Annotated in this window: 20 protein-coding genes; 11 read left to right on the top strand and 9 right to left on the bottom strand. The window is 67.1% G+C overall.

Annotation, left to right across the window (positions count from 1 at the left end; genetic code table 11):
• Positions 1 to 93: 93 nt before the first annotated feature.
• The 4 genes from H0B43_RS09470 to H0B43_RS09485 all read right to left on the bottom strand — a co-directional run bounded on the left by H0B43_RS09470 (position 94) and on the right by H0B43_RS09485 (position 4,914).
• On the bottom strand, positions 94 to 1,200 hold the full coding sequence (locus H0B43_RS09470; RefSeq protein ID WP_185728149.1) for a DUF1972 domain-containing protein: 1,107 nt from the start codon (positions 1,198 to 1,200) through the stop codon (positions 94 to 96).
• Between the two features lie 56 nt (positions 1,201 to 1,256).
• Complete coding sequence (locus H0B43_RS41380) at positions 1,257 to 1,940, bottom strand: glycosyltransferase (RefSeq protein ID WP_252189837.1); 684 nt, start codon at positions 1,938 to 1,940, stop codon at positions 1,257 to 1,259.
• A 489-nt stretch (positions 1,941 to 2,429) separates the two neighbouring features.
• The gene (locus H0B43_RS09480) at positions 2,430 to 3,944 is read right to left on the bottom strand and encodes a sugar transferase (protein ID WP_185728147.1); all 1,515 of its coding nucleotides are present in this window, start codon (positions 3,942 to 3,944) and stop codon (positions 2,430 to 2,432) included.
• A gap of 598 nt (positions 3,945 to 4,542) precedes the next feature.
• Positions 4,543 to 4,914, bottom strand: coding sequence for a hypothetical protein (locus H0B43_RS09485; RefSeq protein ID WP_185728146.1), 372 nt, complete (start codon positions 4,912 to 4,914; stop codon positions 4,543 to 4,545).
• 190 nt (positions 4,915 to 5,104) lie between these two features.
• Between H0B43_RS09485 and H0B43_RS09490 the strand changes: the two genes are divergently transcribed.
• Positions 5,105 to 5,851 (top strand): alpha/beta fold hydrolase, encoded by a 747-nt coding sequence (locus H0B43_RS09490; protein ID WP_185728145.1) that lies wholly within the window; start codon positions 5,105 to 5,107, stop codon positions 5,849 to 5,851.
• 25 nt (positions 5,852 to 5,876) lie between these two features.
• On the opposite strand, the gene H0B43_RS09495 is transcribed toward H0B43_RS09490, so the two are convergent.
• Positions 5,877 to 6,371: a chromosome condensation regulator RCC1 gene (locus H0B43_RS09495; protein WP_252189836.1), complete on the bottom strand. Its 495-nt coding sequence runs from the start codon at positions 6,369 to 6,371 to the stop codon at positions 5,877 to 5,879.
• 316 nt (positions 6,372 to 6,687) lie between these two features.
• Between H0B43_RS09495 and H0B43_RS09500 the strand changes: the two genes are divergently transcribed.
• The 6 genes from H0B43_RS09500 to H0B43_RS09525 all read left to right on the top strand — a co-directional run bounded on the left by H0B43_RS09500 (position 6,688) and on the right by H0B43_RS09525 (position 16,549).
• Entirely contained in the window at positions 6,688 to 7,413 is a 726-nt protein-coding gene (locus H0B43_RS09500; protein WP_185730044.1) for an HAD family phosphatase, read from the top strand.
• Between the two features lie 2 nt (positions 7,414 to 7,415).
• Complete coding sequence (locus tag H0B43_RS09505) at positions 7,416 to 9,758, top strand: glycoside hydrolase family 65 protein (protein ID WP_185728144.1); 2,343 nt, start codon at positions 7,416 to 7,418, stop codon at positions 9,756 to 9,758.
• A gap of 199 nt (positions 9,759 to 9,957) precedes the next feature.
• Positions 9,958 to 11,952, top strand: coding sequence for a hypothetical protein (locus tag H0B43_RS09510; protein WP_185728143.1), 1,995 nt, complete (start codon positions 9,958 to 9,960; stop codon positions 11,950 to 11,952).
• A 9-nt stretch (positions 11,953 to 11,961) separates the two neighbouring features.
• The gene (locus H0B43_RS09515) at positions 11,962 to 13,422 is read left to right on the top strand and encodes a hypothetical protein (RefSeq protein WP_185728142.1); all 1,461 of its coding nucleotides are present in this window, start codon (positions 11,962 to 11,964) and stop codon (positions 13,420 to 13,422) included.
• Positions 13,419 to 14,915 carry a glycosyltransferase gene (locus H0B43_RS09520; RefSeq protein ID WP_185730043.1) on the top strand — a complete coding sequence of 499 codons (1,497 nt, stop codon included), beginning with the start codon at positions 13,419 to 13,421 and terminating at the stop codon, positions 14,913 to 14,915. The genes H0B43_RS09515 and H0B43_RS09520 overlap by 4 nt, the downstream gene beginning before the upstream one ends.
• Positions 14,912 to 16,549 carry a glycosyltransferase family 39 protein gene (locus tag H0B43_RS09525; protein WP_185728141.1) on the top strand — a complete coding sequence of 546 codons (1,638 nt, stop codon included), beginning with the start codon at positions 14,912 to 14,914 and terminating at the stop codon, positions 16,547 to 16,549. Before H0B43_RS09520 ends, H0B43_RS09525 begins: the two co-directional genes overlap by 4 nt.
• A gap of 3 nt (positions 16,550 to 16,552) precedes the next feature.
• Here H0B43_RS09525 and H0B43_RS09530 read toward each other — a convergent pair whose 3' ends face one another.
• Positions 16,553 to 17,635, bottom strand: a complete 1,083-nt coding sequence (locus H0B43_RS09530) for a beta-mannosidase (protein WP_185728140.1) — start codon at positions 17,633 to 17,635, stop codon at positions 16,553 to 16,555.
• 91 nt (positions 17,636 to 17,726) lie between these two features.
• Between H0B43_RS09530 and H0B43_RS09535 the strand changes: the two genes are divergently transcribed.
• The gene (locus H0B43_RS09535; protein ID WP_185730042.1) at positions 17,727 to 18,560 is read left to right on the top strand and encodes a sulfurtransferase; all 834 of its coding nucleotides are present in this window, start codon (positions 17,727 to 17,729) and stop codon (positions 18,558 to 18,560) included.
• A 12-nt stretch (positions 18,561 to 18,572) separates the two neighbouring features.
• On the opposite strand, the gene H0B43_RS09540 is transcribed toward H0B43_RS09535, so the two are convergent.
• Complete coding sequence (locus tag H0B43_RS09540) at positions 18,573 to 19,571, bottom strand: cation diffusion facilitator family transporter (RefSeq protein WP_185728139.1); 999 nt, start codon at positions 19,569 to 19,571, stop codon at positions 18,573 to 18,575.
• The gene (locus H0B43_RS09545; RefSeq protein WP_185728138.1) at positions 19,568 to 19,975 is read right to left on the bottom strand and encodes a metalloregulator ArsR/SmtB family transcription factor; all 408 of its coding nucleotides are present in this window, start codon (positions 19,973 to 19,975) and stop codon (positions 19,568 to 19,570) included. The genes H0B43_RS09540 and H0B43_RS09545 overlap by 4 nt, the downstream gene beginning before the upstream one ends.
• 117 nt (positions 19,976 to 20,092) lie before the next feature.
• On the opposite strand from H0B43_RS09545, the gene H0B43_RS09550 reads away from it, so the two are divergent.
• Genes H0B43_RS09550 through H0B43_RS09560 form a run of 3 tightly spaced genes read left to right on the top strand, consistent with a single transcriptional unit; the run spans position 20,093 to position 22,982 of the window.
• The gene (locus H0B43_RS09550) at positions 20,093 to 20,593 is read left to right on the top strand and encodes a MarR family winged helix-turn-helix transcriptional regulator (protein ID WP_185728137.1); all 501 of its coding nucleotides are present in this window, start codon (positions 20,093 to 20,095) and stop codon (positions 20,591 to 20,593) included.
• Complete coding sequence (locus H0B43_RS09555) at positions 20,590 to 22,527, top strand: MDR family MFS transporter (RefSeq protein WP_185728136.1); 1,938 nt, start codon at positions 20,590 to 20,592, stop codon at positions 22,525 to 22,527. The genes H0B43_RS09550 and H0B43_RS09555 overlap by 4 nt, the downstream gene beginning before the upstream one ends.
• Before the next feature lie 5 nt (positions 22,528 to 22,532).
• Positions 22,533 to 22,982: a GtrA family protein gene (locus H0B43_RS09560; protein ID WP_185728135.1), complete on the top strand. Its 450-nt coding sequence runs from the start codon at positions 22,533 to 22,535 to the stop codon at positions 22,980 to 22,982.
• Between the two features lie 48 nt (positions 22,983 to 23,030).
• Here the strand turns inward: H0B43_RS09560 and H0B43_RS09565 are convergent, their stop codons facing one another.
• Positions 23,031 to 24,458, bottom strand: coding sequence for an alkaline phosphatase PhoX (locus tag H0B43_RS09565; protein ID WP_185728134.1), 1,428 nt, complete (start codon positions 24,456 to 24,458; stop codon positions 23,031 to 23,033).
• Positions 24,459 to 24,594 lie beyond the last annotated feature (136 nt).

Here is a 24,594-nt window from a genome sequence, read left to right on the forward strand (position 1 = left end):
GAATGTGCGCCATGGGGCGGCACGTCGCGATTCAGTGGAGTGCACAAACATCAATCAAGGTCCTTGGGGTTCATCGAACAGCTCTGAGCCAGGTCAGCCGATCGCCGTAAGAAGAGACTCTTCGTAACGCTGGCAGACATCTTCCCAGGTGTAATAGTCGTATGCGCGCTGGAGTGCCCGATCGCGCATTACCTGCTGGCCCGCCGAATCGGCGATGACATCCTTTACGGTGGTCACGATCTCCGATGCTTCCGCCGCGACGAACCTGCCTGCATCCCCCAGAACTTCGCGGTTGTACACCGTGTCTCGCGCGACGATGGGCGCTTGACATGCCATGGCCTGGACCAACGCGGGGTTCGTTCCGCCCACACTGTGACCGTGGAAATAGGCGCCCGCATTCTGCCACAGTGAGAACAGCTTTCGATCGTCACTGACGTGACCCATCCATGTGACCCGTTCATTGCGCTGGGCCAGCGCCCGCACGTGCTCGTCCAGCTCGCCGCCGTACCCCGACGATCCGACTATCACGACGTCGCGATCGCGGCTCAAGACCTCTGCGGCTTCGAAGAACTCGACGACGGTGTTTTCCGGCACGAACCGCGCGACCATCAAGACGTACTTCTTGGGTGTGAGTCCCTCGACCGGCGGAAGTGGATCGACGAAGTCGCCTCCATAGGGTATGAAGTCGCCTTCACGCTGGAAGTCGTTTTCCCATCGGCGCTTGATTTCGAGGGAGTCGACCACCAACCGCGTCGCATAGCGCGCGGTCAGTGTGGCGCCGGCACGAAAGACCCGCTTGGCGCCGTTGCCCCACTTTGCACGCTCCCACTCGATCCCGTCCACGTTGACGACGGTGGGGATTCCTCGCGATTTGAGCGCCGGCAGCCAGAACCCGTTCGCCACGTTCAGGACGAGAGCTACGTCAGGCTTCTTCACTGCCGCGTCCAGGCATGACGTCAACCCGTAGGACAGCGTGCTGAGGGACCGGGACTCGAGCCCGGGAGTATTGCGGACGACGACTCTCGGGTCACGTGAGGGATCCGTGGGGACAGTCGCACCTGGACGCGAATAGACGGTGACATCCCACCCTTTTTCCACGAGGCACGGAGCGAGATGCCGGATCAGGGTCTCGAAGCCACCGTAGTAGCTCGGATAACCTCGCGTTCCGATGATTGCAACCGAACGACCCACTGACGTCATTTAATTCCTGTTCTTCCTGTCGACAACCGCGCTGTTCGAGGACAGATCGTTGGGGACTATGTGCTGTCCACAAGCTCGGCGACGGTTGTTCGGATGGTCTCTACGGTCACATCCCAGTCCCCGGTTATCGGACTTCCCGGATTCGACCGCGCCGCATCGTCCTGCTCTCTCGCTTCAGTGGCCAACAATGCGGTGATCGCGCCCGAGATCGCAGGAACATCGTGTGGATCGACGTACTGCGCGCAGGCACCGAGATTCTCTCGCAGGACCGGAATGTCGCTGACGAGAACGCGTGCGCCGAAGTACGCCGCCTCGACCGGCGGCAGACCGTATCCCTCACCGAGCGAGAGGAAACAGAACAGCGCGCAGTTCTCGTACAGCCACCGCAGTTCCTCGTCTGGCACGAACTCGATGAAGACGATCGCACCGGCTGCCACACCTGATCTGACCGATTCGCTGGTCTCGGGGAGCCGTCCGGATCGCTGACCGACAACGACCAGCGGGAAGTCCTCCGAGATCGCACCCGATTCGATTGCGGCGGCGATCGTGTTCTCCAGATTCTTGCGAATATTCAGTCGCCCGACGGTGAGCAGGAACCCACGAGTCTTCAGCGGGTGGCCCGGTTGTCGTGACCGCGCTTCGAGCAACGTCGTCGACAGCCCCAGTCCCGTCACGGCCACCTCGGCCGAGATGGTGTTGTACGTAGAAACCCGATCGGCCTCGTGGCGTGTCGTCGTCAATACGCGCCCGGTGCGTTTCGCAAGAAAAGGAATGGCCGAGAGGTAGAGTCGCTCGATCGGCGTGAACCACTCGGGGTTGCTCTGGAAGAGAACGTCATGCACCAGGACTGCGGCGTTCGACGTCGGTGCACCGAAATTCTGGAGAAAGATTGCATCGAAGTCTCTCCCCCTTTTGAGGTATAGGGGAAGCTCGAGTGCATTGATGGTCGGATGGCGCCTCATTCGCGTCGGAATGCGCTCGACTCCCACGGGCAACTCTGCCTCGGAATCACTCCACTTGGACGGGATCGCCAGCACGAGCTCGTCGTCGGGGAATGCCGACCGCCACCGACCAACGATCTCGCGCAGTACCAGACGGTTCGAATACGGGCCATCGACCCACCAATAGGCATCGACCAGAATTCGCACTACGCGATCACCGTCTTTCCCTTGCTTCTTCGTCTCGTGACGCATCGAGAGCGACGGTCGGAATCGTGATGTCGTCGTGGATCAGTACGCGCCGTCATGGGAGACCACCGCCTTCAGGGTCTTGGCGATGATCAGCATGTCGCCGACCATCGACCAGTTCTCGACGTAGGACAGGTCGAGTCGCACCGAGTCCTCCCACGACAGGTCGGAGCGCCCGCTCACCTGCCACAGTCCGGTGACGCCGGGCTTCACCAGGAGCCGGCGATGCACCTCGTTCTCGTACGATTCGACCTCGACACGCAGCGGAGGCCGCGGTCCCACCACACTCATCTCTCGTCGCAGCACGTTGATGAACTGGGGCAACTCGTCGATGCTGTACTTGCGCAGGACGCGACCCACGCGCGTGACACGCGGATCGTCGCGTAATTTGAACAGGACTCCGGCGCCCTCGTTGTGCCCACTCAGGGTGGCACTGTGCGTGTCTGCTTCGGCCACCATCGACCGGAACTTCAACATCGGGAACGGTTTGCCGTCCATGCCCATTCGTTCCGATCTGTACAGGACCGGTCCCCGGCTCGTCAGCTTGACGGCCACGGCCGCGAACAGCATCACCGGGCTCAGCAGTACGAGTGCGACGATCGCGAACACCAGATCGAACGAGGTCTTCCCGAATCGGTTGGCGCCGTGATAGCGCGGCTTCTCCACGTGGATCAGCGGCAGTCCCGCGACCGGCCGCATCTCGAGGCGCGGCCCGGAGACATCCATCATTCCCGGAGCGACCACCAGGTCGACGTCCAACTGCTCGAGATCCCACACCATTTCGCGAAGCCCGTGATGGCCGAGATGCTCGGTGGCCGTGACCGCGACGGTGTCGGCTCCGGATCGCTCGATCGCATCGACGACGTCGTGCTCGTCACCGAGGACCGGGATCGACCGTCCGTCCACGGTGATCGCATCGCCGGAGGGCCGATGGTGCGCGGGGATACATACCCCGACCACGTTGTACCCGTCCGCCGTTCCCCGATCGAACGTCCTCGCGAGGTTGCGCACGGAGTGTTCGGCGCCGACGACGAGGACGGCCGTCCGGCACAGTCCGCGCGCACGTTTGCGAGCGAGGACCCGCCGCCACATCCACCGGGTCAGGAGGAGACCGAGGAGACCTGTCGGGAAGGCGATCGCCAGGTACAACCGTGCCAGTTCCACGTGCAGGAGGAGTGCGGCGATCGCGATGAGGCCGAACAGCCGGAGCGTCGCGGTGGCGATGCGCCGATACTCCTCCGGGCCGCTCCCGACGACTCGCGGGGATCGCACGTGAAAGACGGCGAGGATGCCGAGCCACGAGGCCACCAGGGCGACGGAGATCAGACCGTAGCTCACGTTGTTCAGGGTGCGCGAGTCGACGAGAGTTCCGGCACCCCCGAAGCGCACCCATTGAGCCAGGGCCACCGCGAGCACGACGACGAGCGTGTCGGTGAGGAGGATTCGCCTGATGTACACGGCCAGCCAATGTCGGCGCGCCACCCCTCGTTGCGCTGACGCTGCCGCAACGCTGTGAACAGTTGAAGCTCTCTCCACAGTCGAGTTGAACGTCGCCATGCATCCCCTCCACTGTCGAACCGGTCGCCGGCAGAGTGTGAAGGTCGAGTCAGCCGTTTCACGACAGCGGATTTCAGAGCGAAGAGCAGTGTCGTCACCCATGGCGCAACGCCGTGCGTGCCGTGCGGCCTTTACGCGTAGGCGACGAAATCCTACGAGCAACGATCCAGAACTGCCCCGAGCACCGCCATGTAGCTGGACGACATCGAACATTCACAACGAGTGTGGACGTTATCAGCGCAATTCGGTCCTGTCTCATCCCCATAGCGGATATCAGACCGCGCGGTCCGCGCTAAACACCCACTGAGCAGCGGTTTCTCACCCGCACAATTGGTTCGGACACAACCGATTTCAGCAAACTGACCACAGGTGCTGAGGCGAAACGATTTTCGGCCGAGCAAGTCTGGACAGAGCGTCCGGACACATTCGAAGTACTGGCAAATTCCCGCGATACATACTCGAAGTTTGTGTTGACCTTTTCTATTCGGTCTCGTCACCGAGAATGGTGACGATATTTCGCATCAGCAATCTCGAAGTGGTGCCGAATTCGAATGACAGCGCCGAGAATTCGGCGCTACGACTCAACCCTTGCGCCGCCTCACGCACCGTCGTGACGGGACCGCGGCGACGCACCGACCGCCGTCCGTCCGATCCGCGCCCGCACTCGGGCGGTGACCTGCCAGATCTGGGTCGTGTCGTAGACGCCGATGCACGGCACCCCCAGCGCGCGGGCCTGTTGGACGGTGGCCGTCTCCGTCGCCGAGCACCGTCCGTCCAGAATGTCCTCGGTGACGATGACACAGAGCACGTTGCCGTCGAGTTCGCGGATCGGCTCCAGTCCGTGGAGCGCCACCCATTGCCTGACCATCGCCCATTGCGAGACGTCGTTGTAGCGGGTGGGGTTGCCGACGAACAGCACGCGACGAGACCGGCGGGCTCGGGCGACCTCGAGGCTGGAGATGGGTGACATCACGAAATATCCTGTCCATGTGTTCGGCTGATCCCGGTACAGGACAACTCTCTCGTGAGCCGGCGACCGCGTCTGTCCGCTGATCGGGCGGCGCATCGCATGAATCTCGACTCCCCCGATCAGGGGACACCCCGGGACGCGAGTGGGAAAGTGTGCTCGGGCACGCATCGGCACTCACGTGGGAGGTTGGATGATCACCGTCTTGTGCTGCCGAGGTATCGGTGAGGATCTCGACGTCAACATGCTCACCAACACGACACAACTCCTCGACCCCGCACGGTTCGTCGTCAAGCAGGTGCCGTGGGAGGCGAGCTACGGCCCCGTGCCCGATCCGGGCGGCTCGGCGTTCGACAAGGCGCTGTCCGAAGGTCGCGCGCTCCTGTTGCGGATGATCGACGAGGATCCGAATCCGGTTGTTCTGCTCGGCTACTCGGGTGGAGCGGCTCTCGCCGGCACCGTGGCGGCCGAGGTGGGACGGGGACAGCACCCCACCCTGGACGTTCGCGGGGCCGGACTGATCGCCGACCCCCTGCGGCCGGCGTCCCCGAACCTGCCCGGTTGGGGCATCGCGGGGCAACGCCCGATCACGGGGATGCCCGTGTGGCAGATCGCCGACCCGTTGGACGCCATCTGCTGCTGCCCGGGCAACTCGCCGCTCCGCACATTCGCGGACCAATCGGCCGCCTTCTCACTCGCCGACCCGGCAGCGTGGGTGGTGGACCTCCTCGATCGGCTCCGCACCCGACGGTGGCAGGCGGTGATCCTGAACTGGTGGCGCCCATGGACGGTCTGGCAGCAGTACTCCGAGGCCATCGACGACGTCAACGGTTACCTGTTCCGGGGCGACCACACCAGCTACTGGGTGCGACTCGCCCCGGGCACCGACCGAACCTACTGCGCGCTGCTCGCCGACCGCGTCAACCAACTGACCGAGTGACCGTGCCCGCGCAGGCGGAGTGCATTCAGGGATTCTCCGGTGCCTGTTCTTCGCCTGCCGGCGGATCCCCGCCCTCCGCCTCCGGATCCGGCCCGTCGACGGGCGGCTCGTTCTCCTCGGCGGGCGGCTCCTCCTCGGCCACCGGCGGTTCCTCCTCGACCACCGACGGCTCGGCTGCGGGCGGCTGCTCCACGACAGGCTGCTCGACCGCCGGCGGCACCCCGGCCGGTGGCGGCACCACCGGCGCCTGCTGCTGACCGGCGACCGGCGCCTGACCACCCCCACCGGAACCCCCCTGCTGCCCGGTTCCCGACGAACCGCCACCTCCGCCGCCGTTGGATTCGGGTTCGACGGCCGGCGGCGTGGGTTCCGTCGACGCCGGAGTGGCCGCCGGTGCCGTGGACGTGGCCCTGGTCGCCGAACCGGACGTGTCGGACGTCGGCGTCGGGTCGCCTTCGGACCCGCAGGCCGACAGAGTCAGGAGCGCACAACTTGCGGCGATAACCATCGAGCGTTTCAACTGACCGTCTCCTTCGTTCGAGTATCTATCGATCGAACGGAACATACGGTCCGTTTGGTACGTTTTGGTGTAATTGAGAGGATTCGTCACCGTTCCGACACGCTCTGCGGCCCAGCGCGGCGCGTTCAGTTGAAGTGCCTGCGTCCCGCCCGTCGGCGCGCACACCTCGGCGACCGCTCCTCGCTCGTCGTAGACGACGAACGGCCCCATTCGACCGCCCTCGGCCGGAGTCAACGAGCGGCCCGGTCCGATCGAGTGCAGAATTTGCGCGCGCCTCAGCGAAACCGCGGTCCCCGCCGGTACCGTCGGGGAGGTGATGGGACTGCCTGATGCGATCTCGGCCTGCTTGTTCGATCTCGACGGCGTGCTCACCGGAACGGCGGTCCTGCACCGGAAGGCGTGGAAACGCACGTTCGACGAGTTCCTGAAGCATCGCGAGGGCACGAACTTCCGGGAGTTCACCGACGAGGACTACTACGACTACGTGGACGGACGCCCCCGCGCCGACGGCGTCCGGACGTTCCTCACCTCCCGCAACATCACCCTGCCGGAGGGCACGCCGGACGATCCGCCCGGCGCAGAAACGATCAACGGAGTCGGAAACCGCAAGAACACGCTGCTGTTGGCGATCATCGAGGAGGAGGGCGTCAGCCCTTACCCCGGTTCGGTCCGCTACATCAGCGCCGCATACGACGCAGGCCTCAAGATCGCCGTGGTGACGTCGTCCGCGAACGGGAAGTCGGTACTGGACGCCGCCGACCTCAGCCGCTACGTCCACGTCCGCATCGACGGGGTGGTCATCAGAGAGCAGAACCTGCGCGGGAAGCCCGCACCGGATTCGTTCCTCGCGGCCGCCCGCGCACTCAACGTGCACCCCGACCAGGCCGCGGTGTTCGAAGACGCGCTGTCCGGGGTGGAAGCGGGCCGCGCCGGTCGATTCGGCTATGTCGTCGGCGTGAACCGGAACGATCAGGCCGATGCGCTGCGCGAGCACGGCGCCGATGTGGTGGTGAACGACCTGGCCGAACTTCTCGAAAGGTGAGCATGGACGACAAGGGCTACGAGATCTCGCCGTGGCAGCTGAAGTGGCGCGGACTGGATCTGGAGGCACTGCACGCCACCGAGTCCACCTTCGCACTGTCCAACGGACACATCGGGATTCGCGGCACTTTCGAGGAGGGTGAGCCGCGGGGTCTCCCCGGCACCTACCTCAACGGGTTCTACGAGCAGCGCCCGCTGCCCTACGCCGAGGCGGGCTACGGCTATCCGGAGGACGGCCAGACGATCGTGAACGTGACCGACGGCAGCATCATCCGCCTCCTGGTGGAAGACGAGCCCCTGGACATGCGGTACGGCAGCGCACCCGCCCACGCGCGCGTCCTCGACTTTCGTTCCGGCACCCTGCGGCGCACCACCGAGTGGACGTCACCGACCGGTCGCCGAGTGCGGATCCATTCGGAGCGACTCGTCTCGTTCACCTCGCGCGCGGTCGCGGCCATCCACTACGAGGTGGAGCCACTCGACGGCGACATCGAACTCGTCCTGCAGTCGGACCTGCTCGCCAACGAGTCCATCCCGGTCCGCACCGACGATCCGCGGGTCGCGGCCGCCCTCGACAGCCCACTGATTTCCGATTTCGCTGCGGCCCACGACTTCCGCGCCGTCCTCGCCCACCATACGAGGGCGTCGGGACTGCGGATGGCCGCGGGCATGGACCACGAGATCGACTACCCCGCCGGCGGGCGGTGCAGCATCGAGACCGAGGAGGATCTGGCCCGCCTCACCGTCGCCGTCGACGTCCCCAAGGGTGAGCGCCTGAAGGTGACGAAGTACCTGGCGTACGGGTGGTCGGCGCGGCGGTCGACGCCGGCCCTGCGCGGTCAGGTCGAGGGGGCGCTCGCCGGAGCCCTCGAAACCGGCTGGGACACGCTTTTGAAACGACAGCGCGAGTACCTCGACGCCTTCTGGGAGACGGCCGACGTCGAGATCGACGGCGACGCGGAACTGCAGCAGGCGGTGCGGTTCGCGCTGTTCCACGTGCTGCAGGCGGGTGCTCGTGGCGAGTCCCGGGCGATCCCCGCGAAGGGACTGACCGGGCCCGGCTACGACGGACACGCGTTCTGGGACACCGAGACGTTCGTGCTCCCGCTCCTCACGTACACGGTGCCGGATTCGGCCCGCGACGCCCTCCGGTGGCGGCACTCGACGCTGGACAAGGCGAAGAACCGCGCCGTCCAACTGGGGCAGGCCGGAGCGGTGTTCCCGTGGCGGTCGATCAACGGCGAGGAGTGCTCCGGCTATTGGCCCGCCGGCACCGCGGCGTTCCACGTGGGGGCCGACGTCGCCGCCGCGACGTCCCGGTACCTGGCCGCGACCGGCGACGAGGACTTCGAAGCCGAGTGCGGCGTCGAACTGCTCGTGGAGACGGCCCGGCTGTGGACGTCGCTCGGCCACCACAATGCGCGGGGCGAGTTCCGGATCGACGGTGTCACCGGACCGGACGAGTACACCGCCATCGCCGACAACAACGTGTTCACCAATCTGATGGCGCAGAAGAATCTGCGCGACGCGGCGGCCGCCTGCGAGAGACGTCCCGGGCTGGCGCGTGAACTCGGCGTGAACGACGAGGAAGCCGCCCTCTGGCGAGATGCGGCCGAGCACATGCGAATTCCGTTCGATACCGCACTCGGAGTGCATCAGCAATCCGACGCCTTCACCCACCACGACGAGTGGGACTTCGAGGGCACACCACCCGAGAACTATCCGCTGCTGCTCAACTATCCGTACTTCGATCTCTACCGCAAGCAGGTGGTCAAGCAGGCCGACCTGGTGCTGGCGATGTACCTGCGAGGGGACGCCTTCACCGACGAACAGAAGATCGCGAATTTCGCCTACTACGAGGCACTCACCGTGCGGGACTCCTCCCTCTCTGCGTGCGTGCAGTCCGTGATGGCCGCCGAGGTCGGCCAACTTCAACTCGCGTACGACTACCTCGCCGAGGCCGCCCTGACCGATCTCCACGACCTCCACGCCAACGTCGAGAACGGATTGCACATCGCGTCACTCGCCGGCACCTGGATGGCCTGCATCGCGGGATTCGGCGGGATGCGCGACCACGACGGCGAGATTTCGTTCGCGCCCCGCATCCCCCCACAACTGGTCAATCTCTCGTTCCGGATGACGGTGCGCGGGAGCCAGATCCACGTCGACATCCGGGCCAACACCGCCACCTACCGCCTGCTGTCCGGCGAACCGGTCCAGCTCGCCCACCACGGGAGCGTGTTCACACTCAACTCGTTCCCCGAGACACGCCCGATCCCGGATCTGCCGAGCACCGCGCCCGTGCGGCAACCGTACGGGCGGGCACCCGTACGTCGCGGCGGCTGAGCGCTCCCGTCTGCGGTACCCAACTTGACAGCAAGCGAACAAATTACGCTTCCCCGTGTCGAATGCGGTTCGATACTTCCCCGTGTCGAATGCGGTTCGATAAACGAAACCGACCGGTTCGCTGTAGCGTCAGGCACGACCGTCCCATTTGTACCGTTCCCGAAGATGTCTCCACCGCGCCGCACCGAAAGAGTCGTTGATGCCCGTCGCCGTACCGTTCCGCCCGCCCGCTGCCCGGCTTCTCGCGGTGGTCGCCGCGTGTGGGCTGTCGTTGTTGTCAGTTCCGGTGGCGCATGCACAGGATCCGGTGTCGTCGGAGATCGAGCCGCAGCCGCGTGGCACCGTCGCGCTCGGTTCCCGCTCGCTCGGGTTCGGTGAGGCCGTGCCGTTCCGCGGCAACCACGACGAGGTCACCATCACCGTTCCGGTGCCGCAGGGGCTCACTCCCACGTCGCTCGACGGGGTCGTCGACCTTCCCGGCAACGTCGGACGCGCCTGGATCGACGTCGAGTCCGCCGGGCGGTCGCTCGGACGGGTGGAGTTGCCCGGCGCTCCCGCGGCGAATGCGCCGGTGTCCATTCCATTGGCAGGCGCCGAGCTCACCGAGCAGGCGGTCGCGGTCACGCTACGGACCACACTGGTGCCGCTGGACAACATCTGCCCCGAGGACTGGACCGGGCGCAGCCTGAACTTCCGCGATGTGCGCGCCGTGTACAGCGGCACCCCCGCGAATCCGAAGGTGGTCGCGGACTTCCTCCCACCGGTCCTGCAGCAGCTGCATCTCTACCTGCCCGGCGATCCCAGTTCGGCGGAGAGTGCTGCGGCGGTCGACCTCGGCGCGGCGGTCGTCGCCTACTACGGTGCGCAGCCGGTGCGGGTCGACGTGCGGCGCCTCCCCGACGACCAGCTGACACCGACGTCCGTCGACGGTCCGTTCGAGCGGTCGATCGTGATCCGGGAAAACGGCACCGCGGCGACGGAACTGATCCCCGCCCCCAGTGGTGCGCCTGCTCTCCGCCTGACCGGTGACGATCGCACGCTGCTGAATCAGAGCCGGCTGATCACGAGTCAGGTGGCCAGCGTCGCCGTGGAGGCGCGGGCGACCGCCGGATCGATGGATCACCCGCCGATCCTCGCTCCCACCTCGACGACGCTGCGCGGTCTCGGCCAGAGCAACCTCAGCTCCACGACACACGGGCGGGTGGAGGTCGCCCTCGGACTCGATCAGACCCGGCTCGGGCGGGCCTCGGACACGGTGCGAGTCAACCTGCAGGGCACGTACACACCGCTGCCGAGCACGCAGAACGGGCTGATCTCCGTCACCGCCGGCGACCGGCAGATCGCCAGCTGGGCCGCCGAGCCCAGCGGTGTGATCGACCGCTGGATCGACGTGCCGAACGACGCACTGCGGCGGGTCACCACACTCACCGTCGCCCTGCAGACCACCGGCGCCACCAACCAGTGCGGACTCGAACAGCCGGTCACGCTGTCGATCGACCCCGACAGCGAGGTCACCAGTGAACCGTCCGGCACACCGCATCCCGGAGGATTCGACGCCCTGCCGCAGTCGTTGCTGCCGACCGTCGACGTGGCCGGCACCGTCGGCGGATTCGACGACACCGCGCGCGCCGTCGCCGTCGTGACCGGTCTGCAGTCGCTGACCACCGTCGAACTCGACCCCAACTGGGTGTCGCTGGACGAGGCCGTCGACTCGCAGAAACCGGCCATCTTCATCGCCGCCGACGGGAATCTGCCGGACGGTGTGCCCCTGCCCCTGGCGAGCACCGAGAACGCCACTCTCGAATTGACCGATCCGGGGACCGACGGTTCCGCCACCGTCACATTCGGTGCGCCGGTCGACTTCGCCTCGCTGCAGACCGCGTTCGACGGGACGCGGCAGGTGGTGGTCGCCGGATCCACGGGCGTTCCCGGCGAACTCGACCGGTCACTCGAATGGCTACGCGCCGAACCGGATCGCTGGGCGGCCCTCAACGGTGACGTGCTGTTCACCGCCGCCACCCGTGATCCCGTCCAACTGTCGTTGCCCCGCACCGGGGACGGAGCGAATTCGTCCGGTGTCTCCACGACCGTCGGCTGGGTACTCGGGGTGGCCGGCATCCTGCTGCTCGCCGGCATCGTGATCGCTGCCGCGGTCGTCGTCCGTCATCGCCGGTCCCGTCCACTGCCGCGCTGAGCGACGACCGTGATCATCCGCAACATCGCCTTCGACGCGGCGGTCCGGCTGACGGCCCGGTGGCTCCTCATCCTGGTGGCCACGGTGTTCGCGTTCTGGAAGACGTGGCAGGACGTGTGGCGGAGCACGGCCGAGGGCACCGCCATCGGATACGTCTTCGTCGTCCCCGCGCTGTGCATCTGCGCCGCGATCGGCATCTCGCTGCGGCGTGAGGGTGAGCTGCCGATCCACGACCGGCAGACCGACAAGATCGTCGGGGGCATCGGGCTTCTCGTCACCTTCGCCTTCCAGGTGCTGCTCCTCCCCCGGTTCGCCGAGGATTACCAGTTGATGCACATCGACGTGGTCGCGGCGTGGTTCTTCGTGATCAGTTCCGCGGTCCTCGTCTTCGGCCTCCGCCCGGTGTCGCGGTTCTGGCCGGTGTGGGTGCTCGCGCTCGGGCTCGGTCCGCTGACCTACCGATCGCTGGCCATCCTGCTCGGCGGCCAGCGGTTCCACTACGGCCTGATCATGGTGATCCTGGCGTCGGGCGCCACGGCGATCGCGGTCAGCCGCAGCAATCGTCGCGCCGCCGTCGGTTTCGGCTGCTCGGTGGTGCTCGGCAGCGTCGCACTGTGGGTGACCATCAAGGTGTTTCCGACGGCGCCGACGTTCGTCACCCAGCTGGGGCCGGCGCTCGCCACCTCGATCGTGGTCGGAATCTGCTTCTACGTGTACAAGCGCCGCGGCGGCAGCATGGCGCCGTTCGACCGACCGGTCCGGCGCCCCACCACGATCAACAGTGGATTCACGTTCGTCGCGGTGTTCGTGGCGGCCGCGGTGCTGTTCGCGACGCCGCTGCCCGACCAGAACCTCACCCCGGTGTCACCGGGACCGGCCCCGACCGCCGAGGCGGGAATCGTGGTGCCGGACGGCTGGGACCAGCTGGCGTTCACGGAGTACAACTGGCCGCGGCGGTACTACGGTTCCACGTCTCGCCTGACGCGGCAGACCATCCGGACCACCGAGCCCAATCCCGCCTGGGACGTGCTGAACCGCCCGCGCACCGTTCAGGTCGACGCATTGTCGGTGCGGCGACCCTCCACGCTGGAGGTGTATCCCAGCCACACTCAGTACCGGCTGCAGAACGCGCGGGTCAGCCCGAAGGTGTTCGTCGACGTCGGCCGTGGGATCACCGCGGAGATGTACACCGTGGTGGACGACGACCTCCTCCTCACCTGGAGCAACCTCAACTTCGTGTGGGTCCGGGGTCCCGGGCTCACGCAGCGGATCAGCCTGATCACCGTCGACAATCACGAACCCGACGCCTATTTCCCGGAGCCGGAGCCGTCGATGGCGTCCAACGGCACCAACTCGCTGGCGGTGTTGTTGCGGGGAAGGACCGCGGTCTCCGACACCGAACCCGAATACAAGGACCGGGAGATGCTTCAAACACTGGCACGCGAGATCGTGGAGGCGCAGCAGTGGTGATCCGCGAAGACGACACGTACGACACCGAGTTCGCGGCGGCCGCACTGCACGACGCCGTCAACGGCCTCCGCGAGAAACATCCGATGTCGTCCGCGTCGGTCGCGTTCTACCCCTGGCAGCGCAATCTGCTGGTGTTCCTGCTGGCCCTGGTGGTCGTGTGCGCGTACTTCTTTCCGATCCCCACGCTGGTGACGGTGACGTTCCTCTGCACGATCGCCTACGTCTGGACGCTCACCGACCGGCTGATCCTGTTCTTCCGCGGACTGGACGGCAGCACCATCGTGAACATCCCGGACGACGAGGCCCTCGCGCTGACCGACGACCAGTTGCCGCCGTACACGATTCTGGTTCCCGCCTACAACGAACCGGAGGTGGTGGCCGATCTGATCGCGGCCATGCGGGCACTGAAATACCCGGAGGAGAAGTTGCAGGTGCTCCTGCTGCTCGAGGAGGACGACGACGTCACCATCGCGGCGGCCGACGCCGCCGGAGTGGGCGACGTGGTCACCGTTCTCCTCGTCCCGCCGGCCGATCCGCGCACCAAACCGAAGGCCTGCAACTACGGTCTGCACTTCTCCACCGGCGAGATCGTCACCATCTACGACGCCGAGGATCACCCCGACCCGTTGCAGTTGCGCCGGGTGGTGGCGGCGTTCGACCGGCTCCCCGACAACACCGCGTGCGTGCAGGCGAAACTCGCGTTCCACAACGGAACCCAGAATCTTCTCACCGCCTGGTTCACCGCCGATTACGCCTTGTGGTTCGGGTTCATCCTGCCCGGCCTGATGCGGAGCGATTCCCCCATCCCGCTCGGGGGCACGTCGAATCATCTGCGGCGCAGTGTTCTCGACGAGATCGGCTCCTGGGATCCGTTCAACGTCACCGAGGACGCCGACCTCGGTGTGCGCATCGCCGAATCCGGGTACCGCACGGCCGTCCTCGACTCCACGACCCTCGAGGAGGCGAACAGCGACCCGATCAACTGGATCAGGCAGCGGTCCCGCTGGTACAAGGGCTACCTGCAGACGTGGCTGGTGCACATGCGCCGGCCGGTGGGACTGTGGCGCGGTCTCGGCGCCGTCGGATTCTTCCGGTTCACCGCCCTCATGGCAGGGACACCGCTGATCGCCTGCCTCAACATGGCGTTCTGGCTGATCAGCCTGGCCTGGATCATGGGGCAGCCTCAGGTGATCCGGGACGAATTCCCCGCCTACGTGTACTTCCCGGCGCTCGTCTCGCTGATCTTCGGCAACGTGGCGGTGCTCTACATGAATCTGATCGCGTGCCGGGAGAGGCGGAACTCGGCGCTCCTGATCGCCGGGCTGACGACACCCCTGTACTGGGTGATGATGAGCATCGCCGCGATCAAGGGCACCTACCAGTTGATCCGCAACCCGTCCTATTGGGAGAAGACGTTCCACGGACTGTCCGCACCCAACGGGTCGAAGCCGGCCGAGTCGAGTGCGGCAGACGCGACGGGGCCCACAAGGTGAGGCCGACGCGGTGGTTGTTCTGGGGTTGCACCGCCCTCTACGTGGTGATCGGGTTGTATCTGTCGGTCGGACACGGCTTTCTGATGGGCGATGCGTTGAGCCGCGTCTCCGCCGCGCGGAGTGTGCTGTTCAGCCGCGATCCGCATCTGGCCGCCATCGGTTTCGTCTTCACCCCGCTGACGGCTGTCGTGCAGCTGCCGACGGTGCTGCTGAGCCAGTGGTGGTCCGGCCTCACGTCCTGGGGTGTGACGGGGGTGGTCATGTCCGCTCCGTTCATGGCCGGCGCGGTGGTGCAGATCTTCAAGATCGGCACCGACCGCCGCTGCCCGATGTGGCTCGTCTGGACGGTCACCGCACTGTTCGCGCTCAACCCGATGATCGTGTTCTACGGCGGCAACGGCATGAGCGAGGCGCCGTTCCTGCTGATGATGTGCTGGGCAACCCGCCGCCTCATCCGCTGGTGCACCACCGACGACATCCACGACCTCGTCGCCGTCGCAGTCGCTCTCGGCCTCGCCTACCTGACCCGGTACGACGCGCTCGCCGCGGGACTCGCCGTCACCGTCTTCGTGTTCGCGACGACCCTGCTCCGGCAGGGCTGGAAGAACAAGCGGGAGCTGCTGTTTCCCGCCACCATGGACGCCGTACTGGTGGCCCTGCCCACCGGCGTCGCGTTCCTGGCGTGGGCGGCCACCAGCTGGCTGATCACGGGGGAAGCGCTGCAACAGTTCTCGTCCACGTACGGCAACTCCAGCATTCTCGAGCAGAGCGGCGGCGGATCAACCGACACGTCCTACGCACTGGTGTTCTCGATCGCGGAGACCGTCGTCCTCGGGCCCGTCCTCCCGTTGCTGATCCCGATCGTCTCGGTGCTGGCCTGGCGGCGCCGCGACCTCGAGGTGGTCGCGGCCGGAGTGGTCCTGGCCTCGGTCATCGCGTTCGCCACGCTCAGCTACATGCGGGGACTGACGTTCCCGTTCCTCCGGTTCTACATCTGTGCCCTGCCGTGGATGGCGGTGCTGGCCTTCCAACTGGTGCCTGCGGGTGGGGCGCTGGTCGAGCGGCGCCACGGCCCGCACGGGTACGCACGACGCGTATCCGTCGGATCCCGGTCCGTTCCGGCCGTCCTCGCCGTCGCGCTCGTCGTCCTCACGCCCGTCGCGACCGGCGCGCTGATGGTGTCGCCGGCGCTGTCCGGTCAGCAGTACGCGCTGGAATCCATCGTGTTCCCCGCGCCCGCAGACACCTCCGACAAGCGGCGCACCGAGCGCAGGATCATCGCCTCGTTCAGCACCGAACGCGAACTGGCCGAGCACATCGACGCCATGCACTTGCCCGAGGGGTCGGTGCTGATGGACACCGTCTACGGGTTCGCCGTCTACACCGCGACCCGCGATCCCCGCACGTTCGTCATACCCTCCGACCAGGACTTCACGTCCATCGTCAACCGGCCCGCCGACCACGGCGTCCAGTACGTCCTGGCCGTGCCCAACGTAGGTCGCGGCGAATCGGACGCCGTCAACCGCAGGTACCCGACCCTCTACGAGACCGGCGCGGACATTGCCACCCTCGAACTCGAGATACCGAACGACGGCCAGGACCAACCCACCTGGCGGCTGTACCGGATCCTGTGACCGTCAGCGGGTGCCGTTCCGTTCCCGCAGCACCCCGCGCACCGGGTCGTCGGGACCGATGTCGTACGTGCACTCCCCGGGACGCGGGTCGGGAACGAACGCCCACAGCAGTGCCCCCGCCGTTCCCGCCGCACGCTGTCCGTCCAATTTGACGGCCATTGCCCGGGCCCGCTCGAGAACGGAGACGCAGCCCGCCCCGGCGTACTGCCCGATCTCCGCGACGAGGATCGGCTTACGCAGGTGTTGCGCCTGCTCGATGTGCAAGGCGAGGCCGTTGTAGACGTCGCCCGGCAGCGGAACGCCGTCGGCGCCGTAGTCGTGGTACTGCAGCACGTCGAGTCCCGGCGACGCACCGACGAATTCGTAATCCGGGCCTGCCGTTCCACATTGACCGCCGCCGATCAGGCCGAGCGTGATCGGGTGACGGTCGTCGAGACTGCGGACGAGGGCGCCCGCCTCGTCGACGAACGTCCGGAGCGTCTCCCCCGCCGTGACCGCACAACTGCGGTAGGGGGTCAGTGGTTCGGGTTCGCCCATCAACTCCCACATCGCGAGCGACGGCGAGTCCCGCCACCGCTTCACCGCTGTCGCAACCCAGTCCTCGTAGCTCAGCACCGAGCCCGGCGCGACGTCATGCCACCCGTCGTGGTACCAGTCGCTCGCCTTGAAGATCTCGTCACCGCACGACCCGTCCTGCGCGGCGAGGACCGGGATCACCAGCTGACGCCGAGCCTCGGCCGCCCGGAAGACGCGGTCGATCCCGGTGAAATCCAGCGCACCGGTCGCCTTGTCGATCGCGAGCCACTGGAACGCGTTGAACCGGGTCAGCGACCCCTGCGGCAGGCTGCCGAAGAAACCGTCCAGGTCGACCTCCGCGCCGCACCCGCGGTTGACGGACCAGTCGGTGGCCAGCTGATAGGCGTTCAGTCCGGCCGGCCACCACGCGCGGCCGTCGAGAGTCAGACCGGACGGGGATGCCTGCACCCGGGGCGCCGGGGGCAGCGCCGTCGGCGCCGGGGTGGGGGCGCACCCGACCACTCCGAACAGCGCAGCTGCCACCAGCGCCGTCGACAGACGTTCCGTCATTCGTGCCAGGGTGCCAGGTTCCCGTCTCCGCGGCACACCGAACTCGTGTTGTGCGACAGTGGTGCCCATGAGTCCTGTGGTGACGAGTCCTGTGGTGACGACCGACGAGTTGGCGGAATCGCTGAGCAGCGACGCTCCCCCGATCCTCCTCGACGTGCGGTGGGCGCTCGGCGACGCCGAAGGCCGGCAGCATTATCTCGACGCGCACATTCCCGGGGCCGTGTTCGTCGACCTCGACACCGAACTGGCCGCCCCCGCGACCCCGGAACTGGGGCGGCATCCGTTGCCGGCGGTGGCGGACCTCCAGGACGCCGCACGCCGGTGGGGCATCCGGACGGGCAGCCGCGTCGTGGTCTACGACGCGACCGGGAACCTCGCCGCCGCGCGGGCCTGGTGGCTGCTGCGATGGGCCGGTGTCGCCGACGTGTCGATGCTCGACGGTGGCCTCGGGGCATGGACGGCGGCGGGCCGTGCCGTCCGCTCCGGCGACGAGCAGGCACGACTGCCCGGTGACGTCGTGCTCACCGCGGGACACCTTCCGACATTGACCGCGGACGAGGCCGCCGAGCTCGCCGCCCGCGGTCGCCTTCTCGATGCCCGCGCCGCCGAACGGTATTCGGGGCAGACCGAACCCGTCGACCCGCGCGCCGGGCACATTCCCGGCGCCCGCAGTGCCCCGACGTCCGAGAACCTGAGGCCCGACGGACGGTTCGCGCCCGCCGAGGCGCTGCGCGAACGGTTCGCCGCGGTCGGCGCCGAGCCGGGCACGACAGTCGGGGTGTACTGCGGATCGGGCGTGACGGCGGCCCATCAGGTCGCGGCGCTGGCGATCGCGGGTGTCGACGCCGCCCTGTACCCAGGGTCCTGGTCGCAGTGGTCGTCCGATCCCGGCCGTCCGGTCGCCGTCGGTCCCGACGCGCAGTGACGACGGGTCACCTCATCTGACCGGCTCCACGTCGTGCGCCGGGTAGGCGTGGATGAGGGCGGAACTCAGCTTCGGGACCGCGTGGGTGAGTGTGTGTTCGGCGGTGTGCGCGACGCGGTGCGCCTCGCGCAGGCTGGTCGACGGGTCGACGTCGAGTTCGGCGTCGGCGTGCAGGCGGTGCCCGATCCAGCGCATCTTCACGCTACGCACACCGACGACCCCGGGTTCGGCGGCGAGTGCGCGTTCGGCGGCGTCGACCAGTCCGGGGTCGACGCCGTCCATCAGCCGCCGGAACACGTCGCGGGCGGCGGTGCGCAGCACGAGCAGGATCGCGGCCGTGATCATCAGGCCCACCACCGGATCGGCGAGGGGAATTCCGACGGCGACGCCGCCGGCTCCCAATACCACGGCGAGAGAGGTGAATCCGTCGGTCCGCGCGTGCAGTCCGTCCGCGACGAGGGCCGCGGAGCCGATCCGCCGGCCGATCCGGATGCGGTACAGCGCCACCCACTCGTTGCCGGCGAACCCGATGACACCGGCGAGGGCCACCCACCCGAGATGCTGGACGGGCACGGGATCGAGCAGGCGCCGGGTCGCCTCCCCACCCGCGACGACCGCGGACAAAGCGATCATCGCGACGACGAACAGGCCGGCGAGGTCCTCCGCCCGGCCGTACCCGTACGTGAACCGACGGGTGGCCGCCCGCCGGCCGAGGGCGAACGCGATCCACAGCGGCACCGCTGTCAGCGCGTCCGAGAAGTTGTGCACCGTGTCGGCGGCGAGCGCGACGGAACCCGACAGCACCACCACGATCACCTGGGCGAGGGCCGTGAGACCGAGCACCACCAGGCTGATCTTCACCGCCCGGATTCCGACCTCGCTCGCCTCCAGTGCGTCGTCGACGCTGTCCGCGGAATCATGGCTGTGCGGAGCGAAGATCTCGTGGAACACCCCGCGCACGCCGCCCGGATGGCCGTGGACGTGACCGTGTCCGTGACCGTGGTCGTTCACGAGGCACCTTCCTCCGCGGCGCGATCCGCACCCTCGTGGATGACCTGCAGGTCCCCCGACGCGCGATGGTGCCCGGGGATGCCGGGGCCGGCGTGCTCGGCGTTGAACACGGCGTCGGTGACCAACTGCTGCACGTGCTCGTTGGCGACGCTGTAGTAGATGGACGTCCCCTCCCGGCGCGTGTGCACCAGCCGCGCCATCCGGAGCTTGGCGAGGTGCTGCGAGACCGACGGCGCCGGTTTCCCCACCCGCTCGGCCAGCTCGTTCACCGACAGTTCGCCCCCGACCAGTTGCCAGAGCACCTGGACCCGGGTGGCGTCGGCCAGCATGCGGAAGACCTCGACCACCAGACCCACCTGGTCTTCGTCGAGTCTGCGCCGGCATGCGCGCTTATCTGCATTCATACGCAGATAATAGGCCCCTTCGGGTTGTGATGCATCAGACACCGAAAGGACTTACTTGCTTGCACTAACGATGTATATAGTTGCTTGCATCAAGTAAGTCGTCTTTCAGGGGTTGCCATGTCCGTCACGTCAGTGCCTTCCGTATCTCTGGGCACCACCGAAGCGCTCATCGACGAGGTCTTCCTCTTCGGCCGAGTGCTTCGCGACGCCCTGATGTCGGAAGTCGACGGCCACATTCCACGCGCGCTGACGGGGGTCCTCCTCGTCCTCGCCGCTCGGGGGGAATGCCGGCAGAACGAACTCGCTGCCGAGTTGTGCGTCGGTCAGTCGTCTCTCAGTCGCCAGATCACCGATCTGGTGGAGGTCGGCTACGTCACCCGCCACCCGGACCCCGCCGACGGACGCGCGTTCCGAATACGCGTCTCGGAGGAGGGAATGGCATACGTCAGGCACGTGAGAACACAGCGCGCCGCACGAATGCAGAAGTTACTGAGCGGGTGGAACGAGACCCAGGCAGCAACCGCCCTCGACTCCATCCGGCACCTGAAGGAAACACTCTTCGATCCAGAACACCGGATCGTCACGAGCTCGAACCCGATAGGAACACAAAGCGTATGACCGAAACACAGACTCGGCCGCCGGTTGAAGAAACGACGGCCATGACGCACCGCGAAATCCTCGAGGCCCTCACGGGCCTGCTCGCAGCGCTGTTCACCGCACTGCTGAGCAGCACGATCGTCGCCACCGCCCTCCCGACGATCATCGGTGACCTGAAGGGCACGCAGACCGCGTACGCCTGGGTCATCACCAGCGCGTTGCTCGCCAACGCGGCCTCGACTCCCATCTGGGGCAAGCTCGCCGACCTGTTCAACAAGAAGGTGCTCGTCCAGAGCGCGATCGTCATCTTCGTCATCGGTTCGGTGATCGCCGGTTTCGCGCACAACGTCCCGATCCTGCTGACCGCACGTGTCATCCAGGGCATCGGCATGGGTGGCCTGACGGCACTGGTCGTCGCCATCATCGGCACCATCGTCTCTCCCCGTGAGCGCGGTCGCTACTCCGGCTACATGGGCGCCGTCATGGCCGTGTCGATGTCGGGCGGCCCGATCCTCGGCGGCGTCATCGTCGACAGCCCCCTCGGGTGGCGCTGGTGCTTCTTCGTGTGTGTGCCGCTCGCGGTCATCGCCCTGATCCTGCTGCAGCGCACGCTGCACCTCGCGACCGAGAAGAAGGACGACGTCTCCATCGACTGGCTCGGCGCCCTGCTGCTGACCGCCGGTGTGTCCATCCTGCTCATCTGGGTCTCGTTCGCCGGCAAGGCGGGCTACTACGAGTGGTTCTCCCGCGAGACCGCCATGTACGTCGGATCCGGTGTGCTCCTGCTGGCCGCGACGATCCTCGTCGAAGCCAAGGCCAAGGCCCCGATCATCCCGCTGAAGATCGTCACCGAGAAGACCACCGGCCTCGCCATCATCGCGTCCATCGCCGTCGGTGTCGGCATGTTCGGTTCCACCACGTTCCTCGGTCAGTACTTCCAGACCGCACGCGGTTACACCCCGACGATGGCCGGCGTGCTCACCATCCCGATGGTGGCCGGCATGCTCATCGGCACGGTCGGATCCGGGCAGCTCATCACCCGCTTCGGCAAGTGGAAGCCGTTCGTCGTCGGCGGCGCCGTCCTCATGATCATCGGCTTCGGACTGCTTGGCACCATCGATCACGAAACCAGCCTGACCTTGGTCGGCACGTACATCGCGATCATCGGCCTCGGCATGGGCATGCTGATGCAGAACCTGGTGCTCGCGGTGCAGAACACCGTCAGCGTCCAGAACATCGGTGCCGCATCCAGTTCGGTCGCCTTCTTCCGGACCTTCGGCGGCGCGATCGGCGTCTCGGTTCTCGGTTCGGTGCTCGCCACCCGGGTCGCCGACCTGTCGGCCGACGGCTTCGCGAAGATCGGCATCAAGACCGGAGGCGGCGGCGGAAGCCTGGACCTGACGTCCATGCCCGCTCCCGTGCAGGGCGTCATCCGCGCCGCCTACGGTGACGCGACCGGCCGGATCTTCCTGATCGCCGCCGTCGTCGCCATCATCACCCTGATCGCCGTCATCCTGCTGCCCAACCGCCCGCTGCGTCGCACCATCGACCTGTCGAGCGAGCAGGAGCCCGTCCAGGAACCCGAGTACGCCCCCGTTCCGGAGTACGCACCCGAGCCCGTCACGGCGCCGATCCAGTCGTCCGATATCAGCGGCGGCAGGCACGAGGCTCCGGCGGATCAGCACCAGCCCTTCGCCGGGTTGAGCGCCGACGCCCGCGACCGTCTCCTCTCCATGCTGCTGCCCCAGCCGGAGCAGACCCTGGAGGCGATCGACGAGGCCGAGAAGATCCGCGACGAGGTCAACCGCCTCCGCAACGATCTCAATGCCAAGCTCGTCGAGTTCGACGCAGTCTGGGATCGCCTGCGCGAGCTGGGACTGAGCGAAGAGCAGGTGGCCGGCGTCCTCGGCGGCGGCCAGGTGACGGACACCGGCAACGGCGCCCTCATCCGCTGAATGCGATGATCGTCCAGTTCCACGACGCCGTCGGCCCGTCCACGTATCCCCCTCTACGTGGACGGGCCGGTGGCCTGTTCGCTCAGCTGACCCGGTTCACCCTGGTGGGCACGTCGAGCAATGTGCTCTACGCTCTCGCGTTCTTCACCCTCGACGGGTACGGGTCGTTCGTCGCCAACCTGGTCGGCGTCGTGACCAGCTCGATGCTGGCCAACGAACTCCACCGACGGCTCACCTTCCGCGCCGCCGACCGCGTCCGCTGGTTCGTCGCCCAGTGGGAAGGCGGCACGCTCGCGCTGATCGGCCTGGCCGTCAGCACACTCGCACTCGCCCTCCTCGGCGCGCTCTTCCCCGGCGCAGACGGACTGGCGCAGGTCGCACTCGTCGTCGCGGTCAGCGCGGTCGTCGGGGGGCTGCGATTCCTCGCCCTCCGCGGTTGGGTCTTCGCCCCGTGAGTACTTGTCAACCGCGGGGGCGGTTTGACAAGTACTCACGGCTGGAGGTCAGGACCCGAAGATCGAATTCGTGGGCCGGTGCCACGGACCCGTGATCGCCAGGGTCAGACCCGGCGACTGGATGTTCGCGAACAATATCCTCCCGTCCGCGCTGAACGCCGGACCGCAGAACTCGCTGTCGTTCAACTCGTTCCGGGCCATCGCGAACGGCTCTCCCTCCGCCGTCACGCCCACGAGGTGGCTGATGCCTTCGCCGTCCTCCGCGAGGATCACGCCGCCGTACGGCGAGACGGTGATGTTGTCCGGCCCGTCGTAGTTCCCGGTATCGACAGCGGGGTCGGGATTGACACCGAACAGCGTCTTCAGCGTGATCGTCTGCTTCGCCGGGTCGAAGAACCACACCTGGCCGTCGTGCTCGGCGACGCTGCCGTCGCTGGTCCGTGCGTAGCTGGCGACGAAGTAGGCGCCGCCGTCGGCCCACCACTGTCCCTCCAGCTTGCGGCTCCGGGTGATCGCGTCGTTCCCGAACTGCTTGCGCACCGACGTGCTCGTCGCGTTCCGGTCCGGCACACCGACCCACTGCACGGAGTACACGGTGCCCGGTTCGGTGGCCTGGGACAGGTCGGGGACGTGTGTTCCGCCCTGGAAGCACGCCATCGCCTGGAGGGCACCGGCGGTGTCGCCGCCCGGCGACTGCGCGAGTTCGCGCAGCGCGTTCGGCCCTCCCCGGAAACCCTGCGGCGGCGTCCACCGGTAATACAGTCCGTTCAGCCCCGACGCGTCCTCCGTCAGGTAGATGGTGCTCGACGACGGGTCCACCGCCACGGCCTCGTGCGCGTACCGGCCCAGGAACTTCAGCGGCACAGGACTTTTGCCCTTGTTCGCGTCCTGGCTCGCCGGGTCGACCTCGAAGACGTAGCCGTGGTCGTGGAGGAATCCGCGCGTTCCCGCGCGGTCTTCCGTCTCCTCGCAGGTGAGCCACGTCCCCCACGGGGTGATGCCGCCCGCGCAGTTGTTGACCGTGCCGGCGACGCTGACGTACTGACCCTGCCAAGTCCCGTCGGCGCCGACCGTCGTCGTGGTCGTCCCGCCGCGCGCGCCCGTGTCGTACGTCAATCCGTCGAGCGCGGGCACGCCGAACGGTTCGTCGCTGCCGATCTCGTGATTTGTCACGAGGGTGGATCCGCCCGCACGCGCGAACACCCCGTTGGCGTCGGGGTCGCTGGGCACGGGGACGCCACCGTCCAACTGCGTCTCACCCGAGCGCGACACGACGGTGTACGAAAAGCCCACCGGCAGTGAGAGAATGCGGTTCGGGTCCGGCACGAGCGGTCCGTAGCCGATCGCCCGTCCGGGCGCCGCGGACGCGAACGCCGGACGGACCAGGGCGTCGACGCTGCCCGCGAGTGCCACACCGAGGCCGGTGAGCGCGGTGCGACCGAGGAATCCGCGGCGGTTGAGTGGTGCAGTGGTCACTGTGTGAAACCTCCATGTGGCTGACCGGTTCCTCCGGACGGTAGGTACCGGAATGCCTCGGTTCGTGGACGCACCGTGGCCCGCGCGTGAACCGGGTGCGAACTTCCGCCTGTACTTGTCGACCGCCCGCGGTTGA

The organism is Rhodococcus sp. 4CII, from assembly GCF_014256275.1.
Classification (GTDB): domain Bacteria; phylum Actinomycetota; class Actinomycetes; order Mycobacteriales; family Mycobacteriaceae; genus Rhodococcus_F; species Rhodococcus_F wratislaviensis_A.